Source organism: Tenacibaculum litopenaei (assembly GCF_964514025.1).
GTDB lineage: Bacteria > Bacteroidota > Bacteroidia > Flavobacteriales > Flavobacteriaceae > Polaribacter > Polaribacter litopenaei.
Map to the genome: position 1 here is coordinate 313,446 of NZ_CAZEQT010000001.1, position 19,207 is coordinate 332,652.

Here is a 19,207-nt window from a genome sequence, read left to right on the forward strand (position 1 = left end):
GCTGTTAAACAACTCCGATAAAGCTGGCCTCTTTTAGGAACGTGTTTCCTTGTTCCGTGACGTTGATTCCAAAGGCATTGGCTATTTTTTTAGCTTCGTTAAATTCCATTTGGTAGGCAGCTAAGGCTTTTTTTGAAATTTTTTCGCTAGGAAGTTCTGTGTTCCAATTAAATTGGCTTCCAGTATGAGGATCGCCTTCGAGAAGCTTTTCTTGCGTTATGAAATGAGAAGCTGAGGGTTTTACTGGAGTCTTTGGAGTAATTTCAAAACCTACTGGTACCTCCTTGATAAACTGGTCATCCGATAGGTCAGAAAGTAACTTGCTACCCCAAACACCTGCAGGCATCGCTTTTTTAATCGGTGTGATTTTAAATTGCGCTGTGGCGTCACTGCCTTCGTAGCTTACGCTAACGTCCATCTTAGAGCTGATATCTCCTTGTTTTTTAGCCATAGGAGCGATTCCGAAACTGTGTTTCCCTAAACTCCCGGTAATTGACGTTGCACCGACACTTGCTTCATTGATCGGAATGACCGAATTGATAGCCATGTTTAGCGTTTTTGGGTTTGCTATGTAGAAGTCATTTTCTTCTTTAATCAACCCGTCTTTGATTCTTATCGAGGTGTATTTTGCCGTTTCTTTTGGTAAGAAGGCCGACTTAAAGGCGTTCCAAGAAATTGGTTTTGGTACTGACTGACCGGCTCCAAACCTCACGGTGAATGAAATAATCCAAAGTTTTACATGCGCTTTTCCTGCAAATTCAGGTCCCCAAATTTGTAAATCAGCACTTAAACTTGCGTGAATATGATGGGTTCCGAAGAAGTGGAATGTATAAGAAACTCCAATTTCGACATAGGCTGAAATATCGTAGTGGTAGGGTTTCCACGACATTAAGAAATCTGCTCCCATTTTAAACCAAGCTTTTAGCGCTCCTGAATGCCAAGTGGCATCGAGAAAACCACCGGCCATCAAGGCTGATCCTGTGAGGGCATAATAACAACCTCCTTTAATTTGCACGTGCGAACTCACATTCCAGTTGAAGCCTACACGTGGTAAATTCGGATAGTGTTTTGGCTTGTCCCATCTCGGGTGATAGCCTCCTAATGAATACACAAAGTCTCCAGCGGTAATTTGCCTTTCCGGAATGTCTTTAAACCACGAATAGAAAGCAAACCCACCTGTTAGGATACAATCTTTAGAGAAGATGTACGACGATGGCGTTAAAATGGCACTAATTCCCAACACACCTTCATCAGGTGCAAATACAGCTTTTACTGCCATTTGAACTTCTGCCAATGGTTTCGGGTCTTCAGGTGGAACTACGAGTGTAGAGATGGCAAAGACATCTAATTCAAAGTGTTTCCCAAAGGATAGGGTGATTAAAGCAAAAGAGTCAATAATTTTAAATGAAGAGAATTTGACTCCAACAGCTCCAAAGTATTCTCCTTGTTGCGGTTTGATGTACTTGCGTAGCTTTACCAATTCATCGGTGAGGCTACCGCTGGTATCTGTCCCCACTACTTCAGCTACTAATGGGAATTGAGCAACTTCATTTAAAGGAGGAGCCGTTAACGATCGGTTGTAACCAATTCCGGCAGCCAAGCCTTCTAAAAAGAAGAACACTGGACCTCCTAGCGGAGCGTTGACAGCAGCATAGATAAACATGGAAGTATGTCCTTTGTACTTGGCATATGAACCCAAGGCCATAATTTTGAATTCAGACATTCCTAACACTACCGAACCGTCGTATTCGTCGTAGGCATCAGCACCTGAGCCAACAGTATTTCGCAAAAAGCTTCCAGCGATTTCGAGGTTTCCTTTCTTGATCTCAACTCCGAGTCCGTGTAGGTCAACCGACGGGTTAAACGCATCGAGTGTACTTCCTATACCCAACCCTTGAAGGTCTAAGGTCAAGCCAAAGGCACTGAGTGAGGCATCTAAATAACAATAAATTTTTCGCTCTTTCTTTTTGTACTCTATTCCTACGCGTTCCCAATGAAAGGGACCAATAGATTTTTGTACTTTCATCCATTTGATAGCTCGGTTGGTATCGTTTAGCGTGGCACCGGTTGTTTTTGCTGCAGGGAGTTTTTTGTCATCTACGGGTTGGGCACCGATAGGAAGACCAATTTCTTTTTTGCTACCTGCCATGTTTAATTTCCCGGTGATGTTGATGGTCGCTGCCGGTTTAGGGGTTGGAATTCCCGTAAAATTATTCGACTCTATGATCGTATTGATTTCTGTTAATTCATCCTCTTGGAAATCTCCAGAAATAGCCATCAATCTAAAGCCATCGATGGAAACCTTGCGGTTTTCAGTGAAAATTTTGCCTACGAGTGGTAAGCTCGAAAGATCAAAGCCAGTAGTTAAATCAAAGCCAAGGAAAAACTTACTTTTTTGGTTGTCTTTGTCGTACACAAAAATAATGTCTTTAAGACCCACGAGTAGGTTTGGTGGAATAACACTTCCTACACTGGCTGACAAGTGCGTTGCTACGAATTGCTTTACATCTACTTGTTCAGATGTTGTTGGAGCGAAGGTTGCTACGAGTAATTTACTTTTCGGGTTTTTTTCAAAGAGCAAGTTAAATTGGTACTTACCAATAGTGACAGTATTGTTGATTTTGACAGTGTATTTCCCGTCAACTCTTCGAATTTCAATTTTTAAGCTCAGGTTGAGATCCGATTGGTAATGCGGAGCATTTAAGGTACAGGTAAAGTCAAATTCCTTCTTGGCAAAGTTCAGGTTGATAGCAACGTTGGAAGCTGTCAGTCCTTTGATACTATCGGGTAAGGTTACGGGAATATTGAGTTTTTTTCCGATTTGGTCAAGGAGTCCACCCAAGGCAATATTTCCGTCGGCTGCTCCTGAAAAAATCAATCCCGCATCGCTTAGGCTGGTGCTCAAATTAAAGGTAACTCCCAAGTCGAGTTCCATCGTGAGGCTTCCTGCTTTTGTATTGGCACTAGGGTTATTGGGGTCGTGCGTTATGTCTAAAGTACCACCAATTCTCGAAGCCATTGGAAATTGACTGGCATGTGACGATTTAATATCGACGAGGGTATCGATATGAAAGGTCTTTTTAGAACCCTCTGTCTCAAAGTGGATATTGGCAGTTTCTAGTTCAATGTCAGGAAAGGCACTTGGCAGGTTAAAGTGTCCTTTTAGAAACTCAGAGAAGTTTACCGGAGCCAACAGCGAGCCGTCGAAACGCCATTTCGAGTTGTCAGTACTTGCTGAAAATTGTATCGGGGTTTTACCGAGCCTCCAAATAGCGTTGATGGCTGCATGGTTGAACTGAAACTTGTTATTGGACTTCGCAATTTGTAAGAAAAGATCAAAGTTTGAAAGCGTCAAGAAATTAGGGATAAGTACCCATGGTTCATTAGAAGCTAGGGCCACGTTGACACTGTTGGCTTGAAATGAAGGAGCTAGACTGAAGTCAAACTCAAAGGTTTTCAGCTCAATAGCTTTGAGTGCATCCAATCCTTGTGGAAGACTAGGGACCGATGCTTTAGGAACTCCTGCTAAGTCGAATAGGGTATTCCACCCTTTGTCAAAGGTAATGCCTTGAGGTTGGCTGGGCGCCAAGCCGGCTTTCCAAGTTGAATTTGTTCCGATTCCTGGTTCTACATAGAATTTAGTACGCAAGCTGCCTAGGGTGGTGTCTGCATACAATTGGGTGTTGAAAAATCGGTTTTCGGGAGTGTTACCACGCATGCTGGCCTTTACACCGACGTTGTTAAGGGTCAATTTGGAAGGGATAATTGACCAGTTTGTTGGAGTTGATAACTCAATTTCAAAGAAATCAATCTCACCGGTATTCCTGTTGTAAATAACTACGGTATCGTTCACCTTGATGTTGGAAAGTACGTTCTTTACAGGTGTAGGGATAAACTGTAAAACGGGGTATTCTTGTGCAGTTACACCGAAGAGTTCAGGAAGCTTGTCGATATTTGATAAGGCTGGAAATTGATTGTTTTCAACAGCTAATTTTACCTGGTCGGTTTGAGGACCGGTAGAAGAAAAATCCAAATTCAAGGGGGCATTTTTTAAGCGCACCGCCTTGGTGACCTTTAAATCACTACCTGTAATGGATAGCTTTAGGGTGAAGTCGGAGGTTTTGAATTGCTGTAAGGTAGCTGGAATAAAAACGTTTTTAGGAATATCGCTTGCTTTGTGTTCTACAGAGTAATCGATTTTGATTTCATCGTTGGAGACTGCGCTGACTAGTAAAGTAAACGTTCCTCCAGTAAATCCCATGATGGGAGCAGTGGATGTTCCTGTTACTCGAAATTCTCTTCCGGGCTTTGCTTCAGTAAGGGTAACACCTGTTCCAGTAATAGTTGCCGGTCCTGCGGCAGCTAAAAAACGGGACATGTATTTCTTTACTTGTTCATCATCACTGTTAGATACCGATAGCTGTAGTATCTGCGAGGATATTGAATTCGAAAATTTGCTTTTGATTTTAGTATACATATCTTTAATTACTTGTGATAAGGTTAATTTTTAGACATGGTAAAATTCCCGAAATCAGGGCGTTTCGTGTTGTCGTTTTCGTTCATTAAAAAGCTGTAAACGTCCTTTTTTACTTGAGCAGTGGATGGATGTGTCATTACCGTACTCCTTTGAATACAGTACTAGATTGATTATACCGTGCGAAAGCTCACGAAGTTGAGAATAGTGAGGAACTCTTACTGCGGAAAGCCTAGGGAGTAAAAGAGTAGTGTATTGGGAGTACAGAGGTTTTTATAGTAGAAGACAGCTTGTTGTTACCTTGGTAGTATATTGAGGTATTGGCGAGCTTTTAATAGCTTAGCTGAGGCACAGAGGTTACTCGTCGATGTATTTACCAACTTGAGTATTGGATGTAGCTCTTGTATTAATCTTGACCAATACCTTAATTGGTAGGGGGGAGGTCAAGAATTGTTTGTTTTTTAATAACTCTGGGGAGTATTGAGACTTTGATAAGAGTAAGTTCGGGGGGGCTTTGAACCATACGCATGCCGTCTTTTTTTCCACGAGTTATATTCGTTTTTCTATTGAAGTTTTTCTGTGATTTGAACAGAATAACACGGGGTCCTAAGTTTTTTTTCTTTTCTGTATTGGCGAATATCCATAGGTTTTTTTGAACGATTTGGTAAAATGAGATGGACTGTTAAATCCAATTTGATAAGCGATATCAACGACCTGCATATCGGTTTCTGATAGTAAATTGTAGGCAATTTTCATACGCTCGTTATGAATCCACTTACCAGGAGTCATGTTGTATTCTGCTTTAAAAATGCGTTTGAATTTTGACAAACTCATGTTGCAATCTCTTGCGAGCTGCTCTATGGTAACTTTGTTATGGATGTTGTTTCGCAATACTTCGTCTATTTTTATAGACTTGATATCGTTGTGATCTATAAAATTTGAAATGAAGTAATGTTCATCCTTGTCCAAACACTCCCACAGTAGCTCTTGGATTTTGAGTTCGAAGCGTTTTTCTTTGTTCTTTAGATTGTTTTGATTGATAAGGAATAAGGAATCGATGAGGTTTTTTAATCGGTGGTTTTGAGTAAACGTCATTCTTTTTTTCTCCTTTTTTGAAGGTGTAATTGTATAATTGATATCCGTTTTTTTGATAAACGATTGAATAGTTTTGTTAGAAATACTGATCGTTAAAGCGTTACAATTATGATAGGAAAGGTAGTTTTCCTTTTTTAGAAGGTCATTGCCATTTGGAATTAGGATGGCCTCATTTTTTTTCAAGGATACGTTTTTGTTTTTGTTTAGTTTTAAATTGAGCTCTCCATTAATAAGATATAGGAATAAGGTTTGGGTAGCATTAAATGCATTGGCGACAGAAATTTTTCTGCTTTTTTTAGGGGTACTGAAAATGCTCGAATCTGTTTGACTTGTATAGTATTGATTAATAATGTTTTTGTAAATCGATTTTTTTAACATTTTGTATGGGTTTTAAAGTGAAAATGATTGGAAATGAGATGTTTCTCTTCTTTTAAACCTTCCGTTAAGATTTTCCTTACGAAGCCCGTTTAACTTTAAGAATATTTTATAAATACTACTACCGAGGCCACTCCTTTTGTTAACGAAAGCTTGGAAACGTACGTTTTCAATTAAGACGTCGCTAGTCAAAGGTGATTTGAGCAGCTAATCGCCATTAGGTAGGTCGGTATTAAGTCTGTGTTATTGCATCGACTACTCGCAGAACTGTTAGATAAGAAGTTGAGATGTATATTATTGAATGATGGAAATTATTATTATGTTTTTCTATTGTTTTTTGTTCTTAATCCTTCTCAGTTTCGGTAATATCAATGGCTCCTGTAGAAATTTTGTACAGTATTATTGAATTTTATTAGGTAGATAACCTATCCCGCAGTATGGAATACGAGTACAGGTACTTTTTCTCTAAAAATCTATAGTTATTTTAGTATGGGGAATTTAAAACAACCTATCCTAATTTCATGATACTTTGGACGTTTATGACAACATTGATGTCAAAATTTCATAGGGAATTGAAAATAGACTTAAGTTATAAGACTTTGTTTGGAATAGCTTAATAGAAAATGGTTATATCTACTGTTAATAGGGGCGTGATAAATGCCCTTTTTTAGGTGAATGGAATCGGTTCCATTGGATACGTATATTAATTTTGCTTCATGAATATTTAATTTTTAGGGACTTCTATATGTTTATTTACTATTTGTAAAAAATAGGTGTTTGGGTATGGTAAATTTCATAAAAAGACGAGGCTTTAAATTGTTATATTCGTTTAAAAAAAAGCGATAAAAGCTCTTTTTTAATTCTTTTATTGGGCTAAAAACGCTGCTTATAGGGCGTTTTTAGAATTCGTAATTGTTAGTTGTCAGAGGTGTGAAGTGGGGTGAAGTTAACAAATACGAAATACCTATGGCTTTTATAGGCACTGTTACTAGGGGGGATTCATACTTTAGAAATACAAGACATTAGTGAGGGTGCATGTAGTTCAGAGTGTTCAAGTTTGAACTCGAACAGTATATCTAGGCTATTGAGTTTGTGAATGCTCGCCAGGTGATTGTATTAAGGGGTGCTAATTAGCGAGCACTGTACGCAGTTATTCGAAGTTATTTAATTTTGGAGACCTGGAAGATGGAGGCTAATACAAGCACATACCCAGCAACAATGGCTCCGTAAAAGATGGCATTTCCTTTAGACATGACGGTAAGGATGATACCAGTGATAAACATAATTAGCCCGATGCCAAACCGAATGACCATTTTAGCTTTGACATTTTTAGCAGCTTCCGTTGTTGGCTTTTTTGTTGCAAAGAGGTATGCGAATATTCCGAATGGTGCCAGTAAAAGTAAGGCGATGATGTAGAGTGTATACATAGTAGGTGTATAAATGTTGGTAGCTCAATATAGGAATTAACGCGGAGATTAAAAAGTAGCGATGGGCTCGTGTTTCTTTGACAGAGTGTCAAACCTGTCCGAAGATAGTTTGTCGACTAAATCATCTTTTTTGTGCAGTGAGTTCTTTTCCGATAAACCAAGCGTAGAAAAAACCTTGAGTGGCGCCAATTGCAAGGAAGGCAGGTAGAGTGATGCACCACTGAAGCAATCCTAAAAATAGGCTCATTGCATCCCAATTCCAGTCCGAATTAAAGGCTATTCGATTCGTAAACTCTAAGAGCATTGTCATGAGGAAGACGGCAAGCCATATTTTTACAAATCCTATAAAGAGGGGCCAATAAGGAGACTGCGCTTTTTGGAAAATGGCCTTGTCAATTTGCCCCGAAATGATGTAGGTAATAATGAGAAAAGCAATGAGTTGTATGGTATAGTAAATTGGTTCCGTCAGCACTGGCTGCAGGATTAGGCGATGAAGTAAGTGGTTGAACTCTGGCACTTTTAAGTAAAATAAGTAGCTTAATAGGGATATGATTAGTGCAGATACCCCCAAATACTTAAAGACAATACGACGAGTTAAATTTGATGCTGAGCTATGATTTACAGTCATAAAAATTGTACAGGTTTTTGTTTAGAAAACCATCCTTTTCAGGATGGCTTCATTTTATTTTTTTACTAGGTAGGCTATGGCTGTTCGCAATACAGGGTCTTTTTGTTGTATAAAATCCTGTACCGTCGTTTTGACCTGGACTTTGGGTTGTATTCCATATCCTACGTATTCACGACCATCAGGAAAACGTTCTTTTTTGATACAGATGCGAGCCCAACCTCCGCCAGGTAGCTGAAAACCCATAGCCATCCCAGTGGTTCCAGCAGTAGGTTGCCCAATAGTTGTGATGTGATGTTGATTATCCGTAGCCACGATAAAGTCTTCGGAAGAAGAAGCTGTGAGTGGTCCGGTTAAAAGAACTGTCGGTAAAACTACTCGCTCTGATTTGTTGATTTGGTTATCGTGAGTATTAAATGGAATCTCATAAAAGTAACTATCCCTAGCAGTTAAATAGGCACGTTGTAGGAGTTTCCTGTTTTCAGGACTTCCTTGAGCCGTATCTTTTGCTTGTATGTTGTATTGGACTCCGTAGAATTCAAAAAGAGGATTGTAATCGAGAACCTGTGTTCGGTTAATAACCAGTTCGCGATCATGGGTTAAGTGCTTTAAAATAGTATAGGCAAAGCCTGAATTTCCTCCCATGTTTTTTCGTAAATCAATGATGAGTCCATCTGCTTTTCTGATAGCGGGAAGCTTGTTTTTAAATTCGGTGACCACCGCTGCGTTTTCGAAGCTATTGATAGCGATGTACACGAGATTGCGATCGAGTTTTTTGAATTCAAAAGCCTTTGAGCTCATTTCTGGATAGAGCTTAGTTTCTTTAGCTGGGCTTATTCGAAATGTTTTATGCAGTAGTTTTCCGTTGGGTTTTTTAAGTTGAAGCTGGTATTCAGTGCCAATCGGGCTGTTGAGAATTTGGGTTGCTGCCAAGGCCTCTCTCGATTTCTCAGTACTGTAGGAGATATACGGCAATACCTTTTCAGCGAGGTAGTCGGCCGTCTGTTGACCGTTGATGGCTGTAATTACCGTGCCGATAGGAATTTCTTTCCTCTTACTATAATTAACTTGTGTGATCACCATGTTGCCATCAATGGTTGTTATGACCAACTTATAGTCACCAAATTCTCCGTTAAGAATAAATTTAGTTAATGATTTTGGTAAGAAAATACTGGTATGACCATCTTTTAATGAAGCGGAAAACTGCTGGAGTAATCGGTAGTAGTCATAATCATTTTTTGTGTTTTGTACTTTAGCAAGTAGTTCTTTGTAGTTTTCCTCCCACTGGTTTTTGTCAACCTTGTTTAGGTAGGCGAAATTGAAATTAACTTCATTCCAATATTTCGAAAGACCGTAAATTTTGTCAATCTTACTCAAAGTATTTGGAAGTTGTGATTGCGCATAACTACCTCCTGCAAGGAGTAGGGCGCAGAGTATGCCTAGCGTTTTTTTCATAGTTTTCATTTTTAAGACCTTTCACGAAGTTTGTAATTCGCAATCAGAGTGTCCGTTTTTTCACAGTGGAGCTAAAGGTAGTAAAATACTGAGAATTACAGTGCTCTAGCTGTTGAAATATCCTGTCAATTTAATGATTTTTATGAGGGTTAGAGCTTTTTCAAAAACTGCATGAGTTTGGTGCGAGCATCTTGTTTTGCTTTTACATCCCCCTCACTGTTACCACCAAAATTATAGGGATACGACTTGCCCTCGATCAGTAAACTCGCTTGATATTGTTTTGATCGCTGATCGGGATTGGTCGTAATTAAATGCCCTGCTTGAGCATACTGAATATTTTGTACGCTGTGGGAGAAGTTATGTTGCTGTAGGCGATTTTCTATTTGATTGGCCATGCTTGCCGAAGGCCATACCTGATCGTCCAAACCAGAGAATAGTAAAATAGGGCCTTGAATATTTTCGACGGCGATGGCCGCATTTTTCGCTGCTGGCTTGCTGAGTCCTCGTTGCCAATAGCTGAGCATTTGGAGGGTGCCAGTGCTATCGGGTTTAATTTTATCCATAGGGACATAAGGGATATCTTGATTGTGGTACACCCAACTGGCCTTTAGGTCGTCAGAATTAAATGGGAGTACCGTATTGGACCAAGAAACAGAACTCGGTGCATAAGCAATTACCCCGTGAATAAGCTCAGGGAAGGTCGCTGCGAGTACGAGTGCCAACTCGGCATTTCGCGATGCGCCCATGACTACAATTTTATTGGGAGCCACAGCAGGTTGTTTTTGTAACCAGCGGAGAGCATTTTCGAAGTAGGCTAAGTCAATAGCTTCAGGAAGTAGTGGTAACCCCGGTTGTCGTGTATAGGCAAGTGATAGTCCTGTAAAATTGTTTTTGGCGAAGTATTGTCCCCAATAATCTCCCCATTGTCCTCCACCTAATAAGACAACGGTGGTGTTGTTTTTCCCATTTTTAGGAAGGAATAGCTGCGCGTGGATTCCTTTTTCACGTATGTTTTTAGGTCGGATACCGTCAAAAAGGATGTTATCGGCTATAAAGTACCCAATACAGAGCAAGGAGCATATACCTATAATGAGAAAGTATTTGTTATTCTTTTTCATGAGTAGTTGGTTTATTTTGTGTAAACACTAGTGGTTTGTTTTCGAGAGGTTTAAAGATACACTTTTAATTTTTTAGTGAGGAAGTTGGGATTTGTGATGTCTAAAAGATACCATCATTGTAAAGTTGTATGACTGTTGATGTAAAGTAGCTACTATTGACTAATATTAGAAGTTCAGTAGTAGCTACTTTTATGGGATTTCCTTAAAAAGCCGTGGTAACCAATGCTGTTTTTTCTGGGTTTACAACGGAAGGTGTATGCAATGCTATACGTTGTTTAGGTGTTGTTTTTTAAGAATATTAGTGTGTCAGTAACCCAGTTAGCAGGGAAGTTAGGTGCGCCTTTTCGCTGTTCTAATGCTCGTTCTAATAAGGGGATATAGGCAATATTAGGCATAGCTTCAATTGCTTCTAAGACAAGACCAGAATCGTAATCCAATTTCTGAATAGCTGCTTTTAATCGAGGTATAATGCCGGTATCTTTGCGTACTGCTAGTCCTATGATTGCCTCTTGTGTTGTCATAAAATCGACATCATCAATTCGCTCCCATAAAGCAGTTCGAATAGCAGGTGAGTCGACTTCGAGTTGGCTTCCCAAACCAAAAGTTGCCCAATTTCTTATATCGGGGTGTTCGTCTTTTGATAAAGAAATTAACATCGTAATGGCTTCGGGATGTGTGACTGCCAACAGTGCTTGAACCAGTGTAAATCGGACAGCTACCCAGCGATGATTTTGGTAAGGAATAAGTTGTTGAACTTGTTCTTTGTTGAGTTGTTCATTGTTATGTCCTATAGACGATAAAACAGCGCTTATTATGTTTGGATTTTCTTCAGTATTTAAAAGTTGAAAGTACAGTTCTAGCGTTTTTGCTTGCTGAAACCTCGGCGCAAAACCGAGTTGTGCAAGGATGTAAATTCCGATTTCTTTTTGGAAAGCTAGAGGAGACTGCGCCAGTTCATAGGCGCGATCGTAGACCTCGTTGTTAGGTCTCCTTCTCAATTCAGAAATGTTTTTCCAATAGGTACTTTTCGTCTTATTGGTAAGTAGTCGAGAAAAAATTTTTTCAGAAGTCCATTTTTTACGGCTCATGGTAATTTAAATAAATGTGAAACGGATCACCTTTTCTCAGGCAATACCTAACTTCGAAATTCTTGCTGCTAATGCAAGTGAAAGTTGTGATACGAATTATTATTTTTTTTGAACTTTAAAATAGCGTCCACTCGCTATGAGTACCCCTTTATCACTTTGCAAAGGGTAGGGAGCTCCCCACCAATTGAACTGTATATAATAGGCAGGTCTGTCATTGGGTAGGTCAATAGAAAGTACTAACTCCGTTTTCGTCGCATTCCAAGAGATTTGATTTTTAGCCTTGGTAAGTCGATGGATTTTCTTAAAGTTTTTCCCGTCCAACACAAATACGCTCAGGGTATCGGAAGCATGCATGGGTTCTGAAAAGGTAAGAGGAATTTTCGTAGAGGCAGAAAATGCGGCTGCTAAGGAATCTTTTGGGGAAACTACAGTTGGTTTTGTAGCCTTTTTTTGAAATTCAGCTGTCCAGTTTAAAAGTTGTGGGTATAGGTCTTTAAGTGTTTGCCCTTCTTTTCGTTCAGTGTAGCATTTGAGCAATTGTTGACTAAAGGCCTGTGCGTATTTGAAGCCTCTCGAATCGTTTTGATAACTCCAATACAAACCGACCTCACGTGCGTATTCGGGGAAGTGTTTGGTCAAGAATATGTCGTACACAGCCCAGGTCATATATTCGTTAAAGACACCAAATTCGGAATTTTCATTATAACCACTCTTATGGTCCCACAGAGCGGCATCGAAATTCTCAAGTACGAGTTCTCGATAGTGTTCGGTGGTAGGATTTACATAGCCGTGGTCCATTTCTGTAAACAAGTTATGAACGGAGGTAGCGATGTTTTTAGGTTGAATTTGAATGCTGTCGGTAATGACGTATTTTGGTAGCGTAATAAAATCAGCAGTGGTTATCGAATCGATGGTTCTGTGACAGTTCATTCGACCTACGAAAGGGGATACCACTACTTCGTATTTTTGATCTTGTGAAAACTGATCTCCGAATTCGGCTTTTAAAAAGCTACGCATCTCGTTCAGATATTGTGTTTGAGCATAACGTTTTTTAATCTTTTCGTAATACGGAAGATGCTTTTTGAAGAAATCACGAAAATTTGATTTCTCAACAAAGTCATTTACTAAAGTAAGATGATCATCAAATGGTTGAACTCCTTTATTGGCATAAAAATCAGTTGTTCTGTAGAGTTGGTTTTGATTATTGAAGGCGAAGGCATAGGCATCGGTTCTAAAACTCAATAATTCTTTCCATTTGGCACGTGAGTAATTTACAGAATCTAAGAGTGGGTGATTTTGTACTGGAGTGAAATAGTCTAGTACCTCACGGTAGTATTCAAAATCTTTTTGCACCTCCCAACGATCTGATTTCCCATAGTCTGTCAAGGCTAAAATGATATTGGCCAATTCATAGGGTTCAGGATAGGAAATTGTGATGATTTCTGAATTTTCCTTTGGTTGTTGTATCTCCTTTTTGCAGGAATTCAGCACTGTAGTCAATAGTAGGGCACAACAGCTCCAAAGAGTTATAGTTGAAGTTTTCATAGTCGCAATATTAAATTTTTTGAAACGCAATTTCTCGTATCCTTCGCAACTACCAATTCATAAAGTGGTAGTATAAAAAAGTGTTTATAGCGAGTGTTGGGTAAAAATAGTGATTTTGTAAAAGTAAAGCTAATAACTGATGATTTTATATCAACTGATTATTTGTACTATCTTTAAATGCTGAAAAACAGTATTAAAAGGATTATAAAATATCGTATATGGATTTGAAAGTGCTCTTTGAGATAAGTTTAAAAAAAAGTGTATTGTACGTTGCATTGACAACCTTTTTACTAAAATCGTTATACTTCATATTTGGTGTGCAAACTTTTCAGGATGCCGCGATATTCAATGCGATTTTTAGTCAACCCTACAAAATAGCAGTATTTAGTGTGGTATTGGTATTGGGCTTCGAGAGCTACAAGAAACTGGTTTCTATCCGTTTTGTGAGTTGTTTGTTACTAAGCATTAGCATTGTGTTGATTTCCTATGTTTTGAATTGGGCTACGGATATGCTTTTTGCGTATGTTCATCAGTTAGGGAATACTCCTGAAAAGACGTCTACTGGCATTTTAAGTTTGGCAAGTTTTACACCATATGATGCTAACAGTTTTGATCTGTGGCAGTATTTTGTGATGACTCCGTATATTGCGTGTGTAGAGTTTATAACTACAGGTAGTTTGTCGTGGTTAATGGCTTTGTTTGCAACGCCGAGTTTTTTTATGGCCGTTACCATGGTGTATTGTTACAGTGTGTTTTTATGGTTTAAGGATCAACAACAGGCAGGGTATTGGGCATTTATTCCCGTATTGCACAGTGTAGGGTTGTTGAAATTGGCAAACAAGCCACTTTGGTGGGTACTTCCGATGTGTATTCCTTTTGTTCGTTATATTCCGAAATATGCCATGAACCTAAGCCTAGCTCGTGAATTGAAACGTTCAAAATCCTATGCAATTGGGATGACATTTGTTCCTTGGTTCTTTTATGGTAAAGCTCTGTTGGATAAGTAAGGAGAATTTCATCCTTGATAATATCGACTATTTGATTTTTTTTTGATCTATATTAGACTTAAGAATGGTATATCTGCGGGAGCAAATTTATAATTCAAAAGCTCTTTAGGATGAACCCATTCATAGTGGTCGTGGTCCGTTAAATGATAGGTGGCTTTTATGAAATTACAATGATAGGCTATGAGGTTAATGGTAATAGTTTCATATTTATGAATGTTTATTCCGATTTGCTCATTTATTGTTACTTGCATGTCTAATTCTTCGAGAAGTTCGCGCTTCAGAGCAGTTTTGGGATTTTCCCCCTTTTCTATTTTTCCTCCAGGAAATTCCCAATAACCGGCTAGATTCGTCCCTGTTTTTTTTCGGGCAATAAAGATTTTATCATTTTTGTAAATGATACCACAAACGACATTAATCATTTTAAGAAAGGGAGTTTCGATGTTTTTTTAAAAAAGGTTTCATTTCTTCGTTTACTTTTATTGAAGCATTTTTATCAATTCCTAAAGCAATTAATTCTTTTGATGAGATAATATCAGAAAATACGATACTTCCATCATCATTAAAGGTGATTAAACCTTTGTCAAAAAGAGCATCGTAATTTGGACTTAGTAAGATTCCATTATTAGCGTTCAATCTTTCTTCATCGGTTGCATTTTTCCATGGAACTATATGTGATGCAATTAGGATATTAGTCAGTGATGAGCCAGTAACTGCACATTTGTAGTTCCATTTTTTTAAGAGTTGTTCTCTGTAGTACCCTTGTCCGACTCTGGAAAGTACGATGCCATTTCTTTCCGTTTTATTCGGTTTTTTGTAGTCTTTCTTCCTTTCCTCGCTCACGGGTTTGTTGTAATTTTTTCGAAATGAACTACTCCCTCCGATTTGAGCGGGTTTCCAATTGTAAATTTTTTTTAGTTCAGTATTTTTTGTGTTGCCATCAAAGTTTAAGGCTTGAAAGGTAATGTGAATTGGGTTATTGGTAAGTTCGTCGAATTCGAAATAGCTTAGTTCACCACAATAAGTAAAAGGTTGAGTTTGTCCTTTGATTTTATCTTGAATTCTGATCATTAAATGAACATCAGTTTCACGAGTTAGAATTTTTTGGATTCGAGGGCTTTTTAATGATTGCGAGTTTTGACTGTCCCACTCGAAATATTCACCATCAAAATAATCGTTATAATGAAGATCTTTCTTCTTCCCAGTTTTATCTAAAGTTACAAAAAGTATGGTAGTATCTCGGGTATCACAGTAGTAAATTCCAGACTGATATTTCGCCATTTTTGCTTCACCAATAAGTTCCGAAATTTGAATTTTATTATAACTAAGACCTATTTTTAGATTCTTAAATACTCCCATGAATTTTCTTATTAAACTTACTAAGTTTTTTACAAAGTATAATTTTCTATGCCTAAATTAAACAAAAAATGAGACATAATGTATTGGAATAATCTTGCAAAAGTATAAATTGATTAGCTGGAGCAAAAAAAACCGACCCTTATGTGCTATCAAGGTAGCGCATAAGGAGTCGGAGGGAGTTAGTTGCTTGTGTTAAGAACAAACATACTTCTATATGGAATAGTGTTTTTTGAGGGGCTTTTTATTGTGATTTTTCGGGAATGTTTTTTTGAAGTCGTAACAGTTTCTTTTTTGCCGGGGTATACCCTAGTTTCACTGCCTTTTGATAACAAGGTATAGCCCGATGTGGTTGCTGTGCTCGTTGATGTGCATCGCCTAAAGAATCCCATAGATTGCCATCTTGAGGAAAGCGCTGTGTGTTTTTTTTGAACAACGAAAGGGCCCAAGTGGGGTCTTTGTGTAAGCGAAGTACTAGATTCCCAAGGCTGTTGAGTAAGTTAGATCGACCGTAGGCTTCAGGATATTGATTGGAGAGCAGGGAAAATAGCTGTTCGCTCGCTGTGCTAGGGTGCTGTTCCATAAACCTAAAGGCCGTAGCATATACATTGTTTTTTATAGGAGGTGGAGCGTACTCGGGGTCAAGTAGCATTTTGGCAATTCGGTAACCAAGGAATTCCACCTCGTCACTGTTGGCATTTGTGATATAACTGATATACAGCTTTTGTTGAGGATACCAGAGTAAGGAATGTGCAAATGCCCCGTTTGAACCGTTATGAGCGATACGCTTGCCTACGGTTTTTAGGGTGCGAATGGTCCAACCATAGCCGTATTGTAGCCTACTATTTGGATAGAAAATATAGGGAGTAGTACCTTTGTTAAGGCTCTTTTTTGAAAGTATTTTGTTTGTTTTGAGTGCCTTGAACCACAGTGCTAAATCGGTTTGAGTACTGTTGATACCTCCATTCGCTTTTAAATGCCAAGAAATTTCCTGGTCTTTTTGATATTTGAGTATGGGCGAGTTACTGGGGAGTATTCCTCGATTATAACTCGAGGCCAATTTGGAATTCCTCCACTTGGGAAGTAAGTAGCCCGTTTGATACATTCCTGCTGGATGGAATAGGTGTTTTTGTAGGAAGGATTCGTAAGAGGTTCCTGAAACCAGTTCGATAACACGACCGAGTACGCTGTACCCTGTATTGGAGTAGTGGAATTGTTTCCCCGGTTGGAAGAGGAGTTTGCTGAGAAAAAGTTGTTTGAAAAAGGGTTGGGTACTGGTCTTTTCGAAGTCATTCCCCATACGGTCTATCAATCCTGAACTGTGGGTAAGTAATTGATGTAAGGTGATAGAGCGTTTGTCTTCGGGAATATTCTTAAAATACAGGGCAATGGAATCATCGAGCTTTAGTTTGCCGAGTTCCGCTAATTTGAGGATGGCTGTTGCTGTAAATTGTTTGGTATTCGAACCAATATCATAGATGGTAGTAGCACTGTTGGGAATTTGTTGCTCTCGATTAGCAAAACCGTAACCTTCTTGGAGTTTTATCGAGTCGTTTTTAATAATGGTGAGCGCTCCTGAAAATCCGTGATGTATCCCCGATTTTAGATAAGCATCAATTTTGTGGTAAACAGTATTGTTTGTACTAGACGTTTGTGAGTACAGTGAAAGTACCGCAAAAAACAATAGTAGTGTTCCGAATCGTGTTTTATGCATAATGGACATTTTTTTGTGCAAAACTCCTTAAGTTTTTCGCAATAGGCCCTAGTTTCCTCCCGACAATACCCCGCCAATATCCCGTCATTGTTGGAGTTGTTAACAAAAAGTGTTTATAAGAGTGAAAAGTTAAGTTTGATACAAAGTTGCTGGTGTTGCTCTAGGCTTATGGCATTTTTTACAATAATAATGAGATTACTAATGAAGAGTACGAGCATAAATGCTGGAAGTAGTCGGTGTGAAAGTGAGAAGGTCATTTTAAGGTAAGCAAGTATAAAAAAGCTTAGCGTGCTTAGGATACTCCATAAAATTTGTAGCGTAATTAGTTGCCTAGTAATATTGTTAAATTGCTTGTGGTATGCAGTAATGGCTATTGGTAAGATAAAGTTTAGTAAGGGGATACTCAATACAAACAAGGGTGCGAGGTTAATGAGTTTTAGCTGTGTAACCTTGTTGGCAATGGTTTGTGGTTGGGTAATTTGGGTAAGCTCAATACCTAAAGCTTTCGCCAGGACTATAGCGGTATGGCCTTTTGGAGCTTGCCCGGCCTCAATGCGTTGAATGGTACGCACGGATACTCCCGAAGCTTTTGCAAGTTCTTCTTGAGTGAGTTGTTTGGCTTCGCGATAGGTTTTGACGTTCATATTCGAGTTTTTTCAAGTCTTAGTCTTGTAAAATTACGTGGAAATTTTCAATCTCAGAAAGTTTGACAAACAGTAGTTTAAATGCGTTGAATTCTTTCTTAGCGAAATTTAGGGCTTGTTGTTTAGAGGCGTTAACAGCTTCCTCATTCCTAGGTTGGTAGTAGGTCTGTGTTTCCATGTTGGAAGCTCCCCAAGGATAGTTTTTGGGAATTGGAATTTTGCTTAAATCATCGTATTTGTGCTTGTATAAGGAGGCTGTTAGTTCAGTTTTTGACATTCTGATTTCGAAATGTGTTCCTCGTTGTCTGTTACAGTACTGGCTTAGTTGGGTGTAGAAGACTGCTTGGCTATCATTGTGACAGTCTCTTAATTTTAGCTTTTGGAATAATTGTACTTTGAAACTCATCAGGTTTCTGATGTTTTTAAATTTGAGTACTCTTATATTTTTATTGGTCGCTGGATTTTGTTGATTCAAGACACTATTTTTTGTGTTGGTTAACAATCGATGATAGCGAAGGTGATCGCTGCATTTAATGTGTGGATATTGGTGCCTACCATTGCAATTCCTCTTGGTTTTCAGCGTTCCAAAAAGTTCCTGTCGGAGGATTTTTTAGGATGAGTTTAATGATTCCGTCAACAGAAGTTGTTATGGAAAGTGGCGCGTTTTTGTTGGTGGTTGACAAGGTTGTTTGCACCCAACCAGGATGTATGCTTAGCACTGCTATTTGTTTTTCTCGTAAACGACTTGCCAGCAGTTTGGTGTACATGTTTAAGGAAGATTTCGATAGAATATATGCCATTTTGTTTTGCGTGAGCTTAGCGATGGCGATATTGTCAACCTCGGCAAATGAAGATAGCTTAGAACTGATATTGATGATTTTTCCGTCGGGTTTGAGTAAAGGGGTAATGGCTTCGGTGAAAAAGAAAGTGCCAAAAACATGGGTTTGAAAGCGTAGCTCAAAATTTTCTTTTGCCGTGAGTTGCTCATTGTAGTCTGAGCCTATCCCTGCGTTGTTTATTAAAAGATCTATATGAAGCGCATCATGAGTCATGGTGCTAATAGCATCTGAAATACTTTGTTGGTTGGTTACATCTAAAGTATATACCCCGTCAAGGTCTGTAGAGCTATGCGGAGTTCGAGATGTCCCGTACACTTTGTACCCCATAGATTTCAGTTGATGCGCTAGGCCCTTTCCGATTCCTTTATTTGTTCCGGTGATGAGTACAGTTTTACTGTGCATGTTTTGTTAGCAGTTTTTTGTTCTTTATGAGTGTTTCAATTTTTGG

At 38.8% G+C, this 19,207-nt stretch carries 15 protein-coding genes; 1 reads left to right on the forward strand and 14 read right to left on the reverse strand.

What is annotated here, in order from left to right; genetic code table 11:
• Window positions 1–4 precede the first annotated feature (4 nt).
• The 8 genes from ACKTS5_RS01315 to ACKTS5_RS01350 form a co-directional block, all read right to left on the reverse strand.
• A complete protein-coding gene (locus ACKTS5_RS01315; protein WP_408042022.1) occupies window positions 5–4,378 on the reverse strand; it encodes a DUF6603 domain-containing protein in 4,374 nt (1,457 codons plus the stop codon).
• 702 nt (window positions 4,379–5,080) lie between these two features.
• Entirely contained in the window at window positions 5,081–5,947 is an 867-nt protein-coding gene (locus tag ACKTS5_RS01320) for a helix-turn-helix domain-containing protein (RefSeq protein ID WP_408042023.1), read from the reverse strand.
• 1,157 nt (window positions 5,948–7,104) lie between these two features.
• Entirely contained in the window at window positions 7,105–7,371 is a 267-nt protein-coding gene (locus tag ACKTS5_RS01325; protein WP_408042024.1) for a hypothetical protein, read from the reverse strand.
• Between the two features lie 121 nt (window positions 7,372–7,492).
• On the reverse strand, window positions 7,493–7,843 hold the full coding sequence (locus tag ACKTS5_RS01330; RefSeq protein WP_408042025.1) for a hypothetical protein: 351 nt from the start codon (window positions 7,841–7,843) through the stop codon (window positions 7,493–7,495).
• A gap of 210 nt (window positions 7,844–8,053) precedes the next feature.
• Window positions 8,054–9,451 (reverse strand): S41 family peptidase, encoded by a 1,398-nt coding sequence (locus ACKTS5_RS01335; RefSeq protein ID WP_408042026.1) that lies wholly within the window; start codon window positions 9,449–9,451, stop codon window positions 8,054–8,056.
• A 149-nt stretch (window positions 9,452–9,600) separates the two neighbouring features.
• A complete protein-coding gene (locus ACKTS5_RS01340; RefSeq protein WP_408042027.1) occupies window positions 9,601–10,569 on the reverse strand; it encodes an acyl-CoA thioester hydrolase/BAAT C-terminal domain-containing protein in 969 nt (322 codons plus the stop codon).
• Between the two features lie 275 nt (window positions 10,570–10,844).
• The gene (locus ACKTS5_RS01345) at window positions 10,845–11,657 is read right to left on the reverse strand and encodes a hypothetical protein (RefSeq protein WP_408042028.1); all 813 of its coding nucleotides are present in this window, start codon (window positions 11,655–11,657) and stop codon (window positions 10,845–10,847) included.
• A gap of 99 nt (window positions 11,658–11,756) precedes the next feature.
• Window positions 11,757–13,202 (reverse strand): DUF4932 domain-containing protein, encoded by a 1,446-nt coding sequence (locus ACKTS5_RS01350; RefSeq protein ID WP_408042029.1) that lies wholly within the window; start codon window positions 13,200–13,202, stop codon window positions 11,757–11,759.
• Window positions 13,203–13,420: 218 nt separating this feature from the next.
• On the opposite strand from ACKTS5_RS01350, the gene ACKTS5_RS01355 reads away from it, so the two are divergent.
• Window positions 13,421–14,209, forward strand: a complete 789-nt coding sequence (locus ACKTS5_RS01355) for a DUF5684 domain-containing protein (protein WP_408042030.1) — start codon at window positions 13,421–13,423, stop codon at window positions 14,207–14,209.
• A gap of 47 nt (window positions 14,210–14,256) precedes the next feature.
• Here ACKTS5_RS01355 and ACKTS5_RS01360 read toward each other — a convergent pair whose 3' ends face one another.
• From ACKTS5_RS01360 to ACKTS5_RS01385, 6 genes are all read right to left on the reverse strand, one after another.
• Window positions 14,257–14,628 (reverse strand): (deoxy)nucleoside triphosphate pyrophosphohydrolase, encoded by a 372-nt coding sequence (locus ACKTS5_RS01360; RefSeq protein WP_408042031.1) that lies wholly within the window; start codon window positions 14,626–14,628, stop codon window positions 14,257–14,259.
• Between the two features lies 1 nt (window position 14,629).
• Window positions 14,630–15,565 (reverse strand): HNH endonuclease, encoded by a 936-nt coding sequence (locus ACKTS5_RS01365; protein WP_408042032.1) that lies wholly within the window; start codon window positions 15,563–15,565, stop codon window positions 14,630–14,632.
• A gap of 241 nt (window positions 15,566–15,806) precedes the next feature.
• Window positions 15,807–17,276, reverse strand: coding sequence for a serine hydrolase (locus ACKTS5_RS01370; RefSeq protein ID WP_408042033.1), 1,470 nt, complete (start codon window positions 17,274–17,276; stop codon window positions 15,807–15,809).
• A 113-nt stretch (window positions 17,277–17,389) separates the two neighbouring features.
• Window positions 17,390–17,920 (reverse strand): helix-turn-helix domain-containing protein, encoded by a 531-nt coding sequence (locus ACKTS5_RS01375; protein WP_408042034.1) that lies wholly within the window; start codon window positions 17,918–17,920, stop codon window positions 17,390–17,392.
• A gap of 19 nt (window positions 17,921–17,939) precedes the next feature.
• A complete protein-coding gene (locus tag ACKTS5_RS01380) occupies window positions 17,940–18,395 on the reverse strand; it encodes a hypothetical protein (RefSeq protein ID WP_408042035.1) in 456 nt (151 codons plus the stop codon).
• A gap of 76 nt (window positions 18,396–18,471) precedes the next feature.
• Window positions 18,472–19,161: an SDR family NAD(P)-dependent oxidoreductase gene (locus ACKTS5_RS01385; protein WP_408042036.1), complete on the reverse strand. Its 690-nt coding sequence runs from the start codon at window positions 19,159–19,161 to the stop codon at window positions 18,472–18,474.
• Window positions 19,162–19,207: the final 46 nt, after the last annotated feature.

Excerpts from the sequence above, each read along its gene's own strand:
- ACKTS5_RS01370 (WP_408042033.1), bottom strand. The coding sequence starts at position 17,276 with ATGCATAAAACACGATTCGGAACACTACTATTGTTTTTTGCGGTACTT.
- ACKTS5_RS01365 (WP_408042032.1), bottom strand. The coding sequence starts at position 15,565 with ATGGGAGTATTTAAGAATCTAAAAATAGGTCTTAGTTATAATAAAATT.
- ACKTS5_RS01360 (WP_408042031.1), bottom strand. The coding sequence starts at position 14,628 with ATGATTAATGTCGTTTGTGGTATCATTTACAAAAATGATAAAATCTTT.
- ACKTS5_RS01325 (WP_408042024.1), bottom strand. The coding sequence starts at position 7,371 with ATGTATACACTCTACATCATCGCCTTACTTTTACTGGCACCATTCGGA.
- ACKTS5_RS01315 (WP_408042022.1), bottom strand. The coding sequence starts at position 4,378 with ATGTCCCGTTTTTTAGCTGCCGCAGGACCGGCAACTATTACTGGAACA.
- ACKTS5_RS01340 (WP_408042027.1), bottom strand. The coding sequence starts at position 10,569 with ATGAAAAAGAATAACAAATACTTTCTCATTATAGGTATATGCTCCTTG.
- ACKTS5_RS01355 (WP_408042030.1), top strand. The coding sequence starts at position 13,421 with ATGGATTTGAAAGTGCTCTTTGAGATAAGTTTAAAAAAAAGTGTATTG.
- ACKTS5_RS01350 (WP_408042029.1), bottom strand. The coding sequence starts at position 13,202 with ATGAAAACTTCAACTATAACTCTTTGGAGCTGTTGTGCCCTACTATTG.
- ACKTS5_RS01345 (WP_408042028.1), bottom strand. The coding sequence starts at position 11,657 with ATGAGCCGTAAAAAATGGACTTCTGAAAAAATTTTTTCTCGACTACTT.
- ACKTS5_RS01335 (WP_408042026.1), bottom strand. The coding sequence starts at position 9,451 with ATGAAAAAAACGCTAGGCATACTCTGCGCCCTACTCCTTGCAGGAGGT.
- ACKTS5_RS01320 (WP_408042023.1), bottom strand. The coding sequence starts at position 5,947 with ATGTTAAAAAAATCGATTTACAAAAACATTATTAATCAATACTATACA.
- ACKTS5_RS01385 (WP_408042036.1), bottom strand. The coding sequence starts at position 19,161 with ATGCACAGTAAAACTGTACTCATCACCGGAACAAATAAAGGAATCGGA.
- ACKTS5_RS01375 (WP_408042034.1), bottom strand. The coding sequence starts at position 17,920 with ATGAACGTCAAAACCTATCGCGAAGCCAAACAACTCACTCAAGAAGAA.